Raw genomic sequence first — 16,011 nt, 5'->3', positions numbered from 1 at the left:
TACAATGGCGGGGACGAGAGGGGCCCGCATGATCACGACCATATATCACTCGCCGCTGGGCGACATTTCGCTTGCCGCCACTGCGCGCGGGTTGGCCGGCCTGTGGTTTCGGGGGGTCGACTGTGTCCCCTCGAAGTGCGCCGATTCCGCTCGCTTCGACATGAATGGCGGCGGCCTCATCGATCCCGATTCCGCTGCCACGGTCGAGGAGATCGAAGGTTGCGATGCGCTCTCGGGCGCCCGTCCCATGTGCGCGTCGAGTCCGGCGCACGGCTCCGCGATCGCCGTGTTGGAACGCTCCTGGGCGTGGCTCAACGCCTATTTCGCCGGGCAGGCTCCACGATGGGTTCCCCCAATGGATTTCGGCGGAGACGACTTCGAGCATGCGGTATGCGTGGCGCTGCTCGGGGTGCCGTATGGTGAGGTCGTCACGGTCGATGAGGTTGCGGCGAGCGTGGCGTCTCGAATCGGGGGTGCGCCCGATGTGTGCGCCGTCCGTGACGCCGCGTTGCGCTGCCCGGTTCGGGTCATCGTTCCTATTCATCGCGTCGAAGGCCTTTTGACGCCCGACGACCCCCGTGAGCGCGTTAGCGTCGCGCTGCGCACCCTGGAAGCCACCTGCTGATCGGGCACCCCTTGGTTTTGCTGTGAAGTTCCTCACACGCGTCGGGCGATTCATGGTACAAAAGAGGTCCAGACAATTGATTTAACGAACCGAATGGGTTCCCAGCTCAAGCTGCTATGAGGTGGGGGCCCTATTTTTATGGAGGTGGGTGCATGGGAGATATGCGATCTGGTGCCGCGTCTGCGGGATCTTCGAATAAGTGGGCGATTCTGCTCACCGTTCTCATCATGACGTTCATGGCGACGCTCGATTCGAGCATCGTCAACGTGGCGTTGCCGGTCATGCAAAAGGCGTTGGGGGCGGGACTCGACCAAATCCAGTGGATCTCGTCGGTGTACCTGCTGACCATGTGCGCCTTTTTGCTTGTGTTCGGTAGGTTGGGCGACCTGTATGGGAAGGTCCGGTATTTCGAGATCGGCGTGGTGATCTTTTCCATCGGCTCCCTTATGTGCGGCATGTCGACCTCGCTGCCGGCGCTCGTGGCGTCTCGCGCGGTTCAGGGTATCGGCGGCGCATCGGCCATGGCGAACAATATGGGCATCATCACCGAGGCCTTTCCCGCCCGTGAGCGCGGCCGCGCGCTCGGCCTGCTGGCGAGCTTCGTGGCGCTCGGCATGATGTGCGGTCCCGTGTTGGGCGGTTTCATCGTGTCGATGTTCCCTTGGGAGGGCATTTTCCTCATCAACGTGCCGGTCGGCATCCTGTCCCTCGTCATAGGGCACTTCACCTTGCCGCGCTCGACGCCCGAATGCGCGGGGCAGTCCATGGACGTTAAGGGCGCAGTGTTGCTCGTTCCCGGCATGTTGCTCACGTTCCTGTCCGTCACTATGATGCAGGGCAATGCGAGTCCCGCTGCCGCGCTCGCGCTCGTTGCGGGCGCGCTCATGCTCGTGTTCTTCGGGCTGCACGAGCGCCGCGTCGAGCATCCACTGGTCAACTTGGCGATCTTTTCCGACCGTCATTTCGCGGTGAACGTCGTCTGTCTGTTCATCAGCTTCGTCGCCATCGGTGTTTATGAACTCATGACGCCCTTTTACCTGCAGGATGCCCGTGGCTTCGACCCCGGTGCATCCGGCCTGATCTTCTGCATCATCCCCCTGGTGAACGCGGTTGCGGGACCCATATCCGGTGCCGTGTCCGACCGCATCGGATGCAACCTGCTCACGGTTCTCGGCCTGGGTGCGTTCAGCGTGGGCCTGTACCTCACCGGCACGCTCGGGATGACGGCAACGCTGCCGCAGATCCTGTTCTATCTGGGTTTGGCCTCGTTCGGCACGTCGATCTTCCAGTCTCCGAACAACTCGCTGATCATGGGCTCCGTCTCCACCGAGATGCTCGGATTTGCGGGCAGTGTGAGCGCGCTCGCCCGGTACCTGGGCATGGCGGTGGGTATTTCGGGCTCCACTTCGATCCTCTATGGTCAGATGAGCGTCGCGGCCGGCCGCCATGTGACGGCTTTCGTAGAGGGGAGGCCCGACATCTTCCTGTACGGGTACCATATCGTCTACGTCGTCACCGCCGCGCTCGTGCTCGTGGGCTTCGCTCTGGCGATGGGCCGCATGATCGCGCGTAGGCGTTCTCAGCGATAGGGCATCTTTTGGCGCATGCGTCTCTTGATGGGTCCCGATGCGCTCGGGACCTATTGCCGTTTGGCGGATATGTCTCATTTTCATCATCGGAGTATGCGAAACTGGTACTCTACGTAATACATTGTTCGTCATTCGCATCACGGGAGGTTCGTCGCACGCATGCTGCTGGAACGCATTTCATCGCCGCAGGACGTGAAGGACCTCGATGCCGCCGACCTGCCGCTTCTTTGTTCTGAGATTCGCCAGGCCATCCTTTCGAGCTCGGCTTCGGTAGGGGGTCACATCGGTTCGAACCTCGGTGTCGTGGAGCTTACCGTCGCCTTGCACCGCGTGTTCGATTCGCCGACGGACAAGCTCATCTTCGACGTTTCCCATCAGACGTACGCGCACAAGATGCTCACGGGTCGCGCCGCGAACTACCTCGACGCCGAGCGTTTCGGAGGCCTGTCCGGTTTCACCAGCCCGACTGAGTCCGAGCACGACCTGTTCTCTGTCGGCCATACCTCCACTTCCGTGAGCCTCGCTTGCGGCATGGCCAAGGCGCGCGACCTCATGGGCGCCGATTACAACGTCGTCGCCGTCATCGGCGATGGCTCCATTTCCGGTGGTCTTGCGTTCGAGGGGTTTGACAACCTTGCCGAGCTCGGCACCGGCGTGATCGTCATCGTGAACGACAACGGCTGGTCCATCGCCGAGAATCACGGTGGCATCTACCGCAACCTCGCCGAGTTGCGCGAGAGCGAAGGTGCCGCCCCCAACAACTTCTTCCGCTCCTTGGGGCTCGACTATCGTTTCCTCGCCAACGGCAACGACGAGGCGGCCGTCGAGCGCGCCTTGCTCGAGCTGCGCGATATCGACCATCCGGTCGTCCTGCACGTGTGCACCGTCAAAGGCTCCGGCTACGAGCCCGCAGAGGACGACGCCGAGGGTTGGCACCACGTGGGCCCCTTTGACATCGAGTCTGGCACGTATGAGGCGCTCCGCCGTAGCCGTTGCGAGAAGAGCGAGACCTACGCGGATATCACCGGCCGCTACCTGCTCATGCGTATGGCCGCCGATGAGCGCGTGGTGGGCATTTCCGCCGCCACGCCCTACATCATGGGCTTCACCAAGCCCCGCCGCGATGCCGCGGGTTCCCAGTTCGTGGATGTGGGCATTGCCGAGGAGCATGCCGTGACCTACGCCGCGGGCCTTGCGCGCGCAGGTGCCAAGCCGGTGCTCGGCCTGTACGGCGTGTTCATGCAGCGCGCGTATGACCAGCTCTGGCACGATCTGTGCCTGAACAACCTGCCGGCCGTCATCCTCGACTTCGGCTCCTCCGTGTATGGGACGAGCGATGCGACCCATCTGAGCTTCTTCGACCTCGCCCTGCAGGGGGCTCTGCCCAACTTGCGCTGCCTGGCGCCCACGTGTCGCGAGGAGTATCTCGCCATGCTGGATTGGGCTATCGACCAAGATTCTCGTCCTGTGGTCATTCGCGTTCCCGGCAATGGCGTCGTTTCCAATCCCGACTTCGCGCTCGACCCTAAGGCCCCGGCCGATTTTACCCTCCCGCGCTATGACGTGGTACACGAGGGTTCCGATGTTGCGATTCTCGCGTTGGGCAGCTTCTTCAGCCTGGGTGAGAGCCTGTGCGACGCGCTTTCCGCTCCTGCGGACGGCGGGCCTGCGCTCGATGCGACCCTGGTGAACCCGCGCTTCGCCACCGAACTCGATGAGGCGACCCTCGACGATCTCGCCCGTTCCCACCGTGTGATCGTGACGCTCGAGGACGGTGTGCTCGAGGGTGGTTGGGGCGAGAAGGTCGCTCGCTACCTGGGCCCGACCAGCGTACGGGTGCTGTGCTACGGCGTGCGCAAGGGCTTCCCGGATCGTTTCGACGCCGACGAGCTCCTTGCCGAGAACGGCATGACCCTCGAGGCGATCACCGCCGATATCCGCGTCGCCCTTTCCTGACGTCGCATCGGGAGTGAGACGTTCCCAATCCCATCTAACCCATCGATGATGCCCGCGCTCCATAACGCGGGCATCATCGCGTAAATGCTGAGGTTGCCGCACGAGTGATACAAGTGCCGCGGTTGGGGCATAAGAACGCGTAAGTCCACGAGTGCGTTGGACTGTCTGAGCAAACACTGCGGTATAATAAAGTATTATCGCGTACAGGGGAAAGGAACCCTCATGAGCAAGACCATGCGTGAGTTCACGCTCGACCGTCGCCAGGTACTGGGCGCCGCAGTTGCCGGCGCGGCTACGTTGGGCCTGGCAGCATGCGGCGAGCAGCCGGCCGCCCCGGCGCCCGCCGGGTCCTCCACGGGAGATGCCGCCGGGGATCAGGAGCCCGCGCTTCTCGACGCCGTCGCCTATGACAAGCTGATCGCCTCCGGTGCCGTTGCCGATGATGCGACCATCGCCTCCAGCGAGTGGGCCCAAAAGATCAAGGACGCCGGGACGATGCGCCTCGGTGTCGTCCAGACCTCCATGCTCTTCAGCCTGCTGAATGAGAAGGACGGCAAGCTGCGCGGTTTCGATGCTGGTCTTTCCCAGCTGCTCGTCCGTTACATCCTGGGTGACGAATCCAAGTTCGAGGCCACGCAGGTCACGTCCGACACGCGCGAGTCCGTCCTGCAAAACGATCAGGTCGACGCGGTGTTCGCCACGTATTCCATCACTGAGGACCGCAAGAAGCTCATCTCCTTTGCCGGTCCCTACTATGGCACGCAGCAGTCCATTCTCGTGCTCGCCGACAATGACGATATCGCCAGCGTCGACGATCTTGCGGGTAAGAACGTGGCCGCCCAGTCCGGTTCCACCGGCCCGAGCATTATGGAGGAGGTCTGCCCCGACGCCAAGCTTCAGGAGTTCAAGACCGACGAGGAGGCACGTAGTGCCCTCACCCAGGGTCGCGTGGACGCCTATGTCATCGATCGCAACATGCTCTTCTCCGACATGATGAAGCAGCCTGGTAAATACAAGATGGCTGGCGAGCCTTTCGGCCCCGAGGACCTGTACGGCATCGGCCTCCCGCTCGACTCCGATGGCGTCGCGTTCGTGAACGCCTTCCTGACCAAGGTCGAGGAGGACGGTACCTGGGAGGAGCTGTGGAAGCTCTGCATCGGCGATCGTGCCGAGATCGACGAGGTCCCGCAGCCTCCGGCGATCGGCGCGTAGGCTCGCGAGATGTGCGTGGCGTCGCTCGCACCGATGGTGGGCGACGCCGATTGCGAGGATGTGCGGAGGCGCCCGCGCCTGCCTGCACGCGATGCGTGACGGGTGGGTCGGCGCCTCCGCGGCGTTGTAACTGACAGGGTCAAACGTGGGGAAGGGGTGTTCATGGGGCTGTCGGAGCTGATGGCGACCTATGGGCGCAATTATTGGGAGGCGCTGCTGTCCACCTGGGGGATGACGGCATTTTGCTTTGCGCTCGTGATGGCGCTTGCTGTCGTCGTGACCGTGATGCGCGTCTCCCCGTTCAAGCCGCTGCGCCTGCTGGGTGATGGCTACGTCCAGGTGTTCCGCAATATCCCGGGCGTTGCGCTGCTGATCATCATCGTATATGCGTTGCCCAGCTTGAAGCTGGTGCTGCCGTACCGCACGTGCGTGATCCTCACGGTGGTGCTCGTGGCCTCCGCCTTTGGCTCCGAGAACTTCATGACCGGCATCAACACCATCGGCGTGGGCCAGATCGAGGCCGCGCGATCGCTGGGTCTTTCATTTGGGCAGATGCTCCGTCGGATCGTGATCCCCCAGGCCCTGCGCAACACGGTGCTGCCCATGACGAACCTGCTCATCGCCGTGCTGCTCACCACCTCGATCGGTTCGCAGGTCCCGCTCGATCCCCTTGAGCTCACCGGCGTGGTTTCCTATATCAACACGCGTGCGACCGGCGGCATCTTGGCCTTTGCCGTTTCGGCTGCCGGCTACGCGCTCACCGCGGTGGTCATCGCGTTCGTGGGCAATCGAATCGACCGGAAGGTGAGGATTGTCCGATGAGCGCCATGACTTCAACCTCCCGCCCCGTGAGTATCCGCGATGCCCTGTACGAGGCCCCCGGACCCAAGACTCTCGCGAAGATCCGCGTGGGCACAGCCGTCACAGCCGTGTTGGTCGCCCTGCTTTTGGGATTTGTGGTGTATCAATTTTGGGCGACCGGCCAGCTCAGCCCGCGGTACTGGATGTTCTTCACGCAGTTGAGCACGTGGAGCTACCTGCTCGCGGGCTTGCGCGGTACCCTCACGGTGGCGCTCACCGCCGGCGGCATCGCGTTGGTTTTGGGTCTTGCCCTCATGCTCGGGCGCACGAGCGGCATCCGTGTGCTCGAGGCGGCCTGCCGTGTCGTGACCGATTTCTTCCGCGGCGTGCCGAGTCTGCTGTTGATTTACTTCTTCTTCCTGGTGGTGCCCCAGTACGGCATCAGGATGTCGTCGTTTTGGATGCTTGCCTTGCCGGTCGCGCTCGCGGCTTCGGGCGTGCTCGCCGAGGTGTTTCGCGCGGGTGTGAACGCCGTTCCCCGCGGCCAGACCGAGGCGGCGCTGGCGCTCGGCATGAGCCCGTTTCGCGTGAAGCTCAAGATCGTGCTGCCCCAGGCGATCAGGTACGTGATCCCCTCGCTCATCTCCCAGCTCGTGGTCGTGGTGAAGGACACCACGGTCGCATATGTGGTGAGCTATCCCGACATGCTGCAGAACGCCCGTGTGCTGATCACCAACTATGACGCCCTGGTGAGTACCTACCTGGTTGTGGCGGTGATTTACATCCTGTTGAACTACGCCATCAATCAATTGTCGGTGTACGTGGCGCGCCGCAGCGGCACCCGCGTGGTGAGCCGCTACAGCACCAATCCCGCCTAGCCCCCGAGCGTCCATTGCGGACGCATCGTTGATCAAGTCCTCGTGAGAACGGATTCGATATGTCCAATCAGTCAGAGAGTTCCATGGCTCCCATCATCGAGCTTCGCCATGTGGACAAGCATTTCGGTGACCTGCATGTGCTCAAGGACGTGAGCCTTTCCGTGGGCAAGGGCGAGGTCGTCGTGGTGATCGGCCCCTCGGGCTCGGGCAAATCGACGCTGTGCCGCGCCATCAACCGTTTGGAGACCATCGATTCGGGCGAGATCCTCATCGAGGGCAAGCCCCTTCCCCAGGAGGGCCGCGAACTCGCCGCCATGCGCGCGGAGCTCGGCATGGTGTTCCAGAGCTTCAACCTGTTCGCCCATATGAGCATCTTACAAAACGTCACGCTCGGCCCCGTCGAGGTGCTTGGCCTGTCCAAGGCGGAAGCCGAGCAGCGGGCTATGGGGCTGCTCGATCGCGTGGGTGTGGCGTCTCAGGCGAACAAGGTGCCGGCTCAGCTGTCCGGCGGTCAGCAGCAACGCGTCGCCATTGCCCGATCGTTGGCCATGCATCCCAAAGCCATGCTCTTCGACGAGCCCACCTCAGCGCTCGACCCCGAGATGATCAACGAGGTGCTCGATGTCATGGTCGATCTCGCCCGTCAGGGCATGACCATGATCGTGGTGACGCATGAGATGAACTTCGCCCGTCGCGTGGCCGACCGCGTCGTGTTCATGGCCGACGGTGCGATTGTGGAGGAGGGGACGCCCGACGCCTTTTTCGATCATCCGCAATCCCAGCGCGCCCGTGACTTCCTCGACTCCATCAAGGGACATTAGGCCTATGACCGCAGCAGATGACAGACCGATAATTCTCATTGCACCGCGTCTGGAGCAGCCCAAGCCGTGCTTGCAGATGCCGGAGCGCCTGGCCCCCGAGGAGACGGGGTCCACGGTGTTTCTCAACGCGATTCTCGCCGCGGGCGGCTTGCCGCTCATCATGGCGCTTACCGAGGACGAGGATGTCATCGCGCGTTATGTTGAGATGGCCGATGGTGTGGCGATTCCCGGCGGGCAGGATGTGGACCCCGCCTTGTGGGGTGAGGAGGAGCCGTATGACGAGCGCCTGCTCTGCCACGAGCGCGACTCCTTCGAGCTCAAGCTCATCCGCGCGGCGCTGAAGGCGCACAAGCCCCTGTTTGCGACGTGTCGCGGTATGCAAATCCTGAACGTGGCGCTCGGCGGCACTTTGTGCATGGACGTGCCGAGCCTGCCCGTGCCAGAGGGCAAGGTCCATTGGCGCCATCTCCCGATCCTGAACGATCCCGCGCACCCGATCGCGGTCGAGGACGGCTCGCTGCTCGCCCGTGTCCTCGATTGGCCGGGCGAGGTGCAGGTCAACTCGAGCCATCATTGTTGCGTCGATAGGCTCGGCGACGGCGTGCGCCTCGTGGCCGTGGCAACCGACGGCGTTCCCGAGGCCATCGAGGTGGAGGACGAGCGCTTCTGCATGGGTGTGCAATGGCATCCCGAGTACACCTGGGAGTCCATACCTACCGACTTCAAGCTCTGGTGCGCTTTTGTGCGGGCGGCGCGTGGCGAGCGGTGGGTTGGGTCGCCGCTGGCGGAAAGATGCGCTTGAGGGCATCCGTTCGACGCGCCAAGAAAGCTGGATGAGCTTTTTCGTATCAAAATCGGAGCAAGGCGAGTAGGGCGTCTTCGATCTGCTTTAAAAGCGCAGGTCGCAAACGGCCGGCCGGCATCTCTACTCGCTAAAGGAAAAACTGAGTACGAAAAAGCTCAACTTGGTCGTGGTCGTGGGATGCATCTCGAACGCCTTCGTTCGCTTGATCGAGTTTCTAGGGCTCGATAATTGTCTCGCGATGATCATATGTAATGAGCTCTGCGACCGCGATGGTCGCGCCCAGGTGCTGCTCAACGAGCTGCGCGAGCTCTTCGGTGGCGGCGCGGCAGTCCTCGATGCGCTCGGGATCGACGCATTCGACGATGAGGAAGGCATTGCCTGTGTTATCGGTGAGGGCGGTTCGCACGCCGTCTCGCCAGTTCCAGCAACGGCACACGGCACCCGCGTCATCTACATAGGCGAGCTCTCCGGGCAGCGTGGGGTCGTTCTCGGCACCCTCGCCAAGCGGCGTGAATGCGTCGCCGCCCTCGGTGATGCGAAGGCGCAGGTCCCCCTCAAAGGTATCGAGGTCCTCTCCGCCCAGCGGCAGGGCGTATTTGAGGGAGATCGCGTTGTAGAGGTCCACCGAGGGCGAGATGCTGCCGACGGGGTTGCCCTTGAGGACGCGCTTGAGCAGGTTCTCGATGGAGCAACGCGCGCCGCGCTTGGTCTTGAATTGCTGATAGGCCTGGCGCCAAGCGCGAACGGGCGCGTTCTCGGAGAGGGTGGGCGATTCCAAGTGCTTCTCGGCGAGTGCATTGGCGCGGATGAGAAGCTGCTCGATCGCCTGCGCGTCTTCGGGTGATATCTCGTTCGCCGGCTTCATGCCGCGCGCGACGATAACGCCGAGCGATGCGCCCGGGAAGAGCTGCCAAAACGAATCCTCGGTCACGAACTTCTTCATGTGGTTCCTCCTTTGAATTGGCGATTGCCCGGGAAATTGCGTGCAATTGCCCGTTTGCGAAAAGGCGCCCACCCACCGGCCACCTTCAAAGTCCTACGGTGCCGGCACGTGAGCGCCTCAGCGCCGCCCCCATCCGGAGAAGGGGGCGTTTATGTATCAGGGGTCATTGTACGCTAAGAGGCTGCGACTGAAAACTCGACACGGTCGATCTCGGGGACGTCGATGCGGATGAGATCCTCGGCGACCTTGCGAGCCTCCTCGTCGAGGGCGACATTCGTCGAGACGTGCGCCACAAGCTCCGTGCGCCCCTGCGTGTCGCCCGCTTCGACGGCAGTCTCGTTGCCCACGGTGTACTCCTCAAAACCGGGGCAGACAACGGCAAGTTCTTGTGCTGTTTCGGTTGCGCCGAACGCCGCCGGTGCCGGGGCGTCCGCTTCGCGAATCAGATTTGCAGTGAGCAACAGGCAGGGGATGGCGAACAGCCCCGTGCCGAGCAAGATGCGCCAGCGCAGTGAATGGGAGAGCGCCTGTATGCTCTCCTCCTCGGCCGCGGTGATCACGCCGTCGTCGTTGAGGTCCCGCTTGAGCGGCACGCGCAGAAGCAGCAGCACGACCTGTGCGGAGAGCGCGATGAATACGACGTTGATGCCGAATTCGTACAGCGCGGAGAGGAAAAGCCCGCCGTCGACGGCTGCCAGGCCAAAGCCCGCGGCGCATAGTGGCGGCATGAGCGAGGTTGCCACCGCCACGCCGGAGATGAGGGTGGCCGGTTCCTGGTCGCGTGAATTGCCCAGCCCGCCGGCGAAGCCGCCCACGAGCGCGAGCAGCAGGTCCCATGCGGTGGGATTGGAATTGTCGGTCAGCGCTTGGGTCATGCCGGCGACGGGGGAGAAGTGGAAGTAGAGCGTTGAGGTGACGAGGCAGAAGGCCATTTGCAGGGCAAGCCCGCCCACCGCGTCGCGGATGAGCGCCCGATCGACCGTCGCCATGCCGTAGGCGATGGCGAGGACGGATCCCATGATGGGACAGATGAGCATGGCTCCGACGATGGCGATGTCCGAATCGGTGTCCAAGCCGACGCAGGCGATGACCATGGCGATCACGAGAATGCACAGGTGGGTTCCGTTGAGGCGCGCCCCGTTGACGAAGCGCTTCCTGATCACGTGGTAGGGTGCGCGGCCTTCTCGGATGTTGAATGCGCGCCGGAGGAATCGGTGAAGGTCATAGCCCCAGCGTTCGAGGGTGCCGCGTTTGCCGTGTCGGCGCCTGTGCCGGTTGATGTACTTTCTCAGATTCTCGTCGTGTTCTGCCAAGATGATCCGTCCCATGTTTGTATCGAGGACCTCGAATGTCCCTGCCACCTCGGCATTCTTGTCCCAAGCGGTCATCGTGTCAACGTATGGGACGTGGGATTTTGCGGCGATAGTACTCGCATTTGATTCCCCTACGTCTGGAATGAGGATGTGCCTGTGCTAGCATGATTTTAAATTGGCCAAGGTGATGGTGCGGAGACGCACGGCCGTGCGCTATCAGGGCGTACTGCCAGGAGAATCGGGGTGCAAATCCCCAGCTATACCAGTAACCGTGATGCAAATCGTGGCAATAGGGAATCGCAGATCGGACGAATCCCGCCGCGATGGATTGCCGAGTCGGATCGCCTCTCATCTACGCGCCCAACGGCGCGCGGCCCTGGATAGGAAGGGTCCGATATGATCGGAAATCCCGAATCGCGCGGGTGGTCGCAGATTGCGTGGCGGCCCGTCGCTCGCAAAGGTCTTACCATTCTATTGATCAACGCGCTGCTGGTCGGGCAGGTGCCGGCACCTCTATGGGCGCAGGAGGCGCTTGCAGGGGATGTGACGGCTGAAGCTTCCGACGAGTCAGTTCCGTCCGCGGAGGTTGCGCCCGATGTCGTGGTGGAACGAGTCTCGTCCGATGCGACCGAGCCCGCGACTGCCGTCGAGGAATCAAAGACGATCGAGTTGAGCCGCGTCGAAATGCACCGCGCCGGCAAGAAGATCAGCGCGGATGTGGATGCCCTACTCACTCCGGGAGACGCGATCGAGGCGGTTGCCATCACGGGCGGCAGCTCTGCTGACAGCGCATCGAATGGCACGCCTGTTACCGAGGGCGTGAGCTATACGTGGTCCCTGCTTGAAAATGAAGGTGACACCAGCGGCCGAGGGCTTGGTACGGACTCAGTCGCGCATATTCCTGCGGGCGCAGAAGCGCTTGGCATGTATTTGCGCGTCGATGCCACGAGTGGTACGGGGTCCGTTTCTTACGTGAAGGGCCCCATCGCTCGGGCGGGCGCGCTGCGTTTGGCGAACATCTCGATTGCGGCCAAGGATGGCGGAACCGTCGACGACCAGGCGACACTGGTTGCAAGGCCTGTGCTCACGGCGGGAAAGATTCCGCCGGAGGGGAGTGTGACCTACCAGTGGTGGATCGATCGCACCGCCACGGGTTCGTATGAGAAGATCGCTGGCGCCACAAAGCAGGAGTTGAAGCTCGATTCGTCCATGGTCGGAGCGAAGATCCGAGTTACGGCGACGGCCGGTGGCTACAACGAGGTCAAGGCGACTGCCGCCCCTGTGCTTGGCTCCCAGTCCGCTCAGGCGGCCATCGCCGCCCTCGATCGTGCTTCTTTCATGCCGAGCCCCGCGTATGGAACGAGCGATAACGTGCGCAAGCTCGTGGAAGATAAGCTCCATGAGCTTGGGTTCACCCATGCGACTGCGCGTGTAGTGTCAGCTGAGGCCGGTAAGGGCGATGCGACGGTCAGTGCCGCCGAGGGCGAGGGCAACGGAGACGTCACCTATTATTTCGAGGATCTGGCAAAGGTCGACAAGCCCGCTGGCTCTGCGAGTGTCAAGGTCGTTTTCGAGATCGCTGCGGGCGGTACCACGGCGACATGGACGCGATATATCACCATCCGTTGGGATATGGCGCGCGTGCGCAAAAGCCTCGAGGAGTTTGCCGGGCATAAGCTCAAGGCTTCGGACCTCCTGGTTTTTGAGGGCGGCGAGGCACATGACGATTCGAATACGGTCGAGGCGCGCAAGGATTTGGACCTCGATCCGATTCTGCCCGACTGGGTGGAGCTCAGCTGGCAGACGAGCGACAGCGGCGTGATCGACGCCCAGGGCAAGCTTGCGCGCAAGCAGTCCGAGGATGTCGAGGCCGAGCTGACGGCGACGCTTCGTTTCACCGGCGCCACAGACGGAGAGCAATCGCCTACGGTCAACAAGACGTTCAAAGTCATCGTCAAGTCGATTGCCACTGATCCGACGGTTGAGGATCGTCTCGATGCCGCGCTTGGCAAAGTGCAGCTCAAGGATTTCGGCTCGAAGGAGCGAATCGACCCGGCGGCCGTGACGGGCGATATCCAGCTTCCCATCAAGAGGGACCTCGGTATTACCGCGCGGAAGTACCGTCTCCAGTACGAGGTGGAATCCGGCGGGGATGGCGCGTGCACGGTTGATGGGAGCCGTTTGCGTGTGACGCGACCGGCGCCCGGCTACCCCGATGCGCACGATACCCTCGTGGTGACGGTGAGGAGCGGAAATGTCGCTCGCACCCGGTCGATCGACCTGACCGTGAAGGCCTCGGACACCGCCGATATCGATCGCGAGCTCGCTCTTATGCAGCAGGTGAAGGACGGCTATGCTCAGGCGCTGTTGGGCGACAACGCCCGCCCGGGCGCGGTTTCCAAGGACCTTCGCTACTTCATGCAAGCCCGTCTAGACGAATCTGGCAATCTCGTGTGGGCGCGAACCCGTGCTGAGGTCTCTGGCACCGGCATCGTGCCCGATTCCATCGACCTTTCTCATCCGAGCGAGCAGTGGGACAAGTTCAAGTCGAGCGCTCCTTCGGTGATCGAGTCCGAGACGCTGCACATGCTGAAGGCGCCGACGTACAACACGCGCGTGACCATCACGAGTTGCCTGAAGAGTGAGAAGTACGGCGACTATTACGAGCGTCTCAAAGATGATCCGTCAATCAGCCCCGTCGTCCTCGAGAAGTATCGTGCGCTGAGCCGTCAGGAAGTCTCTGCGACCTTCGTTGTGCGCGGCACGACGGGTGAGGACGACCCGAATGCCGCCCACGCGCTCGCCGTTTCCGCGCGTGTGGTGGGCGTGGCCCCCGAGACCGACAAGGGCGTGCGGCGGGAGACGTGGATTCCTCTGACCGAGCTGACAGTCGAGCCCGATGAGGCCGCAACGGCATGGGATCTCTTTGCCAGAATTCTGACCCAGTCGGGTTACACCTACAGCCTCGAAGGGGGCGTGCCGTTCTCCATCACGACCCCTGGCGGCGAGCGCACGCTCGCGAAGTCGTCTTCTGCGCCGTGGCGCTTCTGGAAGTTCGTCGTCAACGGTGAGGACGCCAAGGTGTATCCGGATGCGTACCAGGTCGCCGATGGCGATGTGATTGAGCTTGTGTACGAGGATGACTCGGGCGCCGTGCTTCCCGAGCAGGACATCGCGATCGATCCGGCCGCCCCACGTCCTGATTGGGAAAGCTCCTGGCCGAGCTTCACTACTTCGAACAAGCCGACGTCGTCTCTGACGCCCGTCGAGGCGGCGGAGGAGAAGTGGGTCGTCAGCGTGGGGGAGGGCGGTTCACAGGCCCCCGGTATCTCCGACCCCATCCTTGCGGGTGATTACCTCTACATCGCGTCGAATGACAAGCTGCTTATGAAAGACCCCGCCACGGGCGAGACGGTGCGCGAGGCCCAGTTGCTCGTGCCGATCGATTCGACATCTCGCATGGTGTACGCGGAGGGCCTGATTGTCGTTCCTCTGGGCGGCGGTCGTCTGCAGGCGTTGACTGCCGATGCGCTCACCACCGTTTGGGTGACCCAGCCGGTGACGTCCGCGTCGGACGATTCGAGGCCCCAGCAGTCCCTCGGCACGCTGACGGTGCGCGATGGCTACGTGTACACGGGCACCACGGATGGCAGCTATGACGGTTCGGGTTCGGGCTACCTGATGTGCGTGAACCTGCAGACCGGCGCCGTGCGCTGGCAGCATGAGGCCAAGGGCGGTTATTACTGGGCCGGAGCCTGTGCGTTTGGCGATTACCTGGTGGTCGGCGACGATGCGGGTTTGGTCTACGCCTTCGATCCCGCTACGGGCGAGACGGTGGGTACCCCGTTCAACGCGGGCGCTCAGGTCCGATCCACCGTCGTCACGGACGGCTCGTACCTGTACGTTGCGGACTACAAGGGAACGCTGCACAAGCTCTCGATGTCCGCCGATGGGTCGATCAATGAGGTGGCAAGCGTCACGTTCGGCAAGTACAATACGTCGACACCTGCCATCGTGGACGGCAAGATCGTGCTCTGCGGGCAATCTGCCACTCAGGGTCCGAGTAAATATATGAAGTACGCCGCGGTGTTCGTGATCGACACGGAGACTATGCGGGTTGAGCGCGAGGTGTGCAAGCTCACCAACGGCGGTGCGCTGCCCACGATGTACTCGCAATCCTCCCCACTCGTGTCCGTCCAGGACGACGGGGCGTACGTCTACTTCACGGTGAATTGGAAACCGAGCTCCCTGTATCGCTATCGCATCGGCGATGAGGCGGTAGACGAGCTGTACACGCCTAGCGACGCAAACCAGGAATACTGTTTGAACTCCGTTATCGCCGGTCCAGATGGTTCGCTGTACTACAAGAATGACTCGGGCAAGCTCTTCGCTCTTAAGGGCGCGCCCTCATGGACGGTCACCATTGAGCCGAATAACGGCGCGCGACGCACCAAGGTGTATGTAAGACGCGGTGCGAAGCTTCCCGCTCCGGTCGAGCCTGTGCGCGAAGGTTATACATTCGAAGGTTGGTTCGTCGACGAGCAGCTCACGCGTCCGTGGGATGCCGATGAAGCCATCGCGGGGGATACGACTCTGTATGCCAAGTGGAGCAAGGTGGAGCAGCCGGGTGGCGGTTCCGATGGGGATGGCGGCACGACTGCGCCCGGTGGAGATGACGGAACGGCCCCCGAGGTCATCCCGCCGTCTGACCAGGGCGAGTCGGCCGGACAGCAAGCGGGCGGCTCTCAGGAGCGGCCGACGACCGGACCTCAGCACGCGGCGCCCCAGGCGGGCGGTACGGCAAAACCGGCTGAGGGGCCCAGCAAGACCGCCGCGGCCAAGTCCGCGAATGCGCACGGAAAGAGCACCGAGGGCGAAGGAACATCCGAGCAAACAGGGAGCGAGCAGCCCGAAGGCGACGCAGAGTCTGCAGGTATAGCTGCGGGCGCCGCACGTGCCTCCTCAGTCATGGAACGGGCCATGGCGACCGCCGGGGTTGTCGGCGTTGTCGGTGCGGCGGCGGCAGGTGGTTGGCTTGCGGTGAGCGCATTCCGTCGTCGTCGATAGA

Annotated in this window: 11 protein-coding genes; 9 read left to right on the top strand and 2 right to left on the bottom strand. The window is 62.8% G+C overall.

Annotation, left to right across the window (positions count from 1 at the left end; all coding sequences use genetic code 11):
- The first annotated feature begins 28 nt into the window (after positions 1-28).
- The 8 genes from AOBCEHNH_RS07855 (at position 29) to AOBCEHNH_RS07820 (ending at position 8,684) form a co-directional block, all read left to right on the top strand.
- Positions 29-625, top strand: coding sequence for a methylated-DNA--[protein]-cysteine S-methyltransferase (locus AOBCEHNH_RS07855; protein WP_182282062.1), 597 nt, complete (start codon positions 29-31; stop codon positions 623-625).
- 152 nt (positions 626-777) lie between these two features.
- Positions 778-2,214 carry an MFS transporter gene (locus AOBCEHNH_RS07850; protein ID WP_152063826.1) on the top strand — a complete coding sequence of 479 codons (1,437 nt, stop codon included), beginning with the start codon at positions 778-780 and terminating at the stop codon, positions 2,212-2,214.
- 159 nt (positions 2,215-2,373) lie between these two features.
- Entirely contained in the window at positions 2,374-4,170 is a 1,797-nt protein-coding gene (locus AOBCEHNH_RS07845) for a 1-deoxy-D-xylulose-5-phosphate synthase (protein WP_006723735.1), read from the top strand.
- A 222-nt stretch (positions 4,171-4,392) separates the two neighbouring features.
- Entirely contained in the window at positions 4,393-5,382 is a 990-nt protein-coding gene (locus AOBCEHNH_RS07840; protein WP_152063825.1) for a glutamate ABC transporter substrate-binding protein, read from the top strand.
- 162 nt (positions 5,383-5,544) lie between these two features.
- Entirely contained in the window at positions 5,545-6,204 is a 660-nt protein-coding gene (locus tag AOBCEHNH_RS07835; RefSeq protein WP_152063824.1) for an amino acid ABC transporter permease, read from the top strand.
- Positions 6,201-7,061 carry an amino acid ABC transporter permease gene (locus AOBCEHNH_RS07830; RefSeq protein ID WP_118271829.1) on the top strand — a complete coding sequence of 287 codons (861 nt, stop codon included), beginning with the start codon at positions 6,201-6,203 and terminating at the stop codon, positions 7,059-7,061. Before AOBCEHNH_RS07835 ends, AOBCEHNH_RS07830 begins: the two co-directional genes overlap by 4 nt.
- An 83-nt stretch (positions 7,062-7,144) precedes the next feature.
- Entirely contained in the window at positions 7,145-7,882 is a 738-nt protein-coding gene (locus AOBCEHNH_RS07825) for an amino acid ABC transporter ATP-binding protein (RefSeq protein WP_306437550.1), read from the top strand.
- A gap of 4 nt (positions 7,883-7,886) precedes the next feature.
- Positions 7,887-8,684, top strand: a complete 798-nt coding sequence (locus AOBCEHNH_RS07820) for a gamma-glutamyl-gamma-aminobutyrate hydrolase family protein (protein ID WP_152063823.1) — start codon at positions 7,887-7,889, stop codon at positions 8,682-8,684.
- A 217-nt stretch (positions 8,685-8,901) separates the two neighbouring features.
- On the opposite strand, the gene AOBCEHNH_RS07815 is transcribed toward AOBCEHNH_RS07820, so the two are convergent.
- Entirely contained in the window at positions 8,902-9,630 is a 729-nt protein-coding gene (locus tag AOBCEHNH_RS07815; RefSeq protein WP_152063822.1) for a B3/B4 domain-containing protein, read from the bottom strand.
- Positions 9,631-9,803: 173 nt separating this feature from the next.
- The gene (locus AOBCEHNH_RS07810; RefSeq protein ID WP_226803361.1) at positions 9,804-10,793 is read right to left on the bottom strand and encodes a DUF389 domain-containing protein; all 990 of its coding nucleotides are present in this window, start codon (positions 10,791-10,793) and stop codon (positions 9,804-9,806) included.
- 624 nt (positions 10,794-11,417) lie between these two features.
- Between AOBCEHNH_RS07810 and AOBCEHNH_RS07805 the strand changes: the two genes are divergently transcribed.
- On the top strand, positions 11,418-16,010 hold the full coding sequence (locus AOBCEHNH_RS07805) for an outer membrane protein assembly factor BamB family protein (protein WP_193221230.1): 4,593 nt from the start codon (positions 11,418-11,420) through the stop codon (positions 16,008-16,010).
- The last annotated feature ends 1 nt before the right edge of the window (position 16,011 follow it).

It is taken from the genome of Collinsella intestinalis (assembly GCF_902501455.1).
Lineage (GTDB): Bacteria > Actinomycetota > Coriobacteriia > Coriobacteriales > Coriobacteriaceae > Collinsella > Collinsella intestinalis.
The sequence above is the reverse complement of the archived record's forward strand: the minus strand, read 5'-3'. Positions and strand labels throughout refer to the sequence as shown.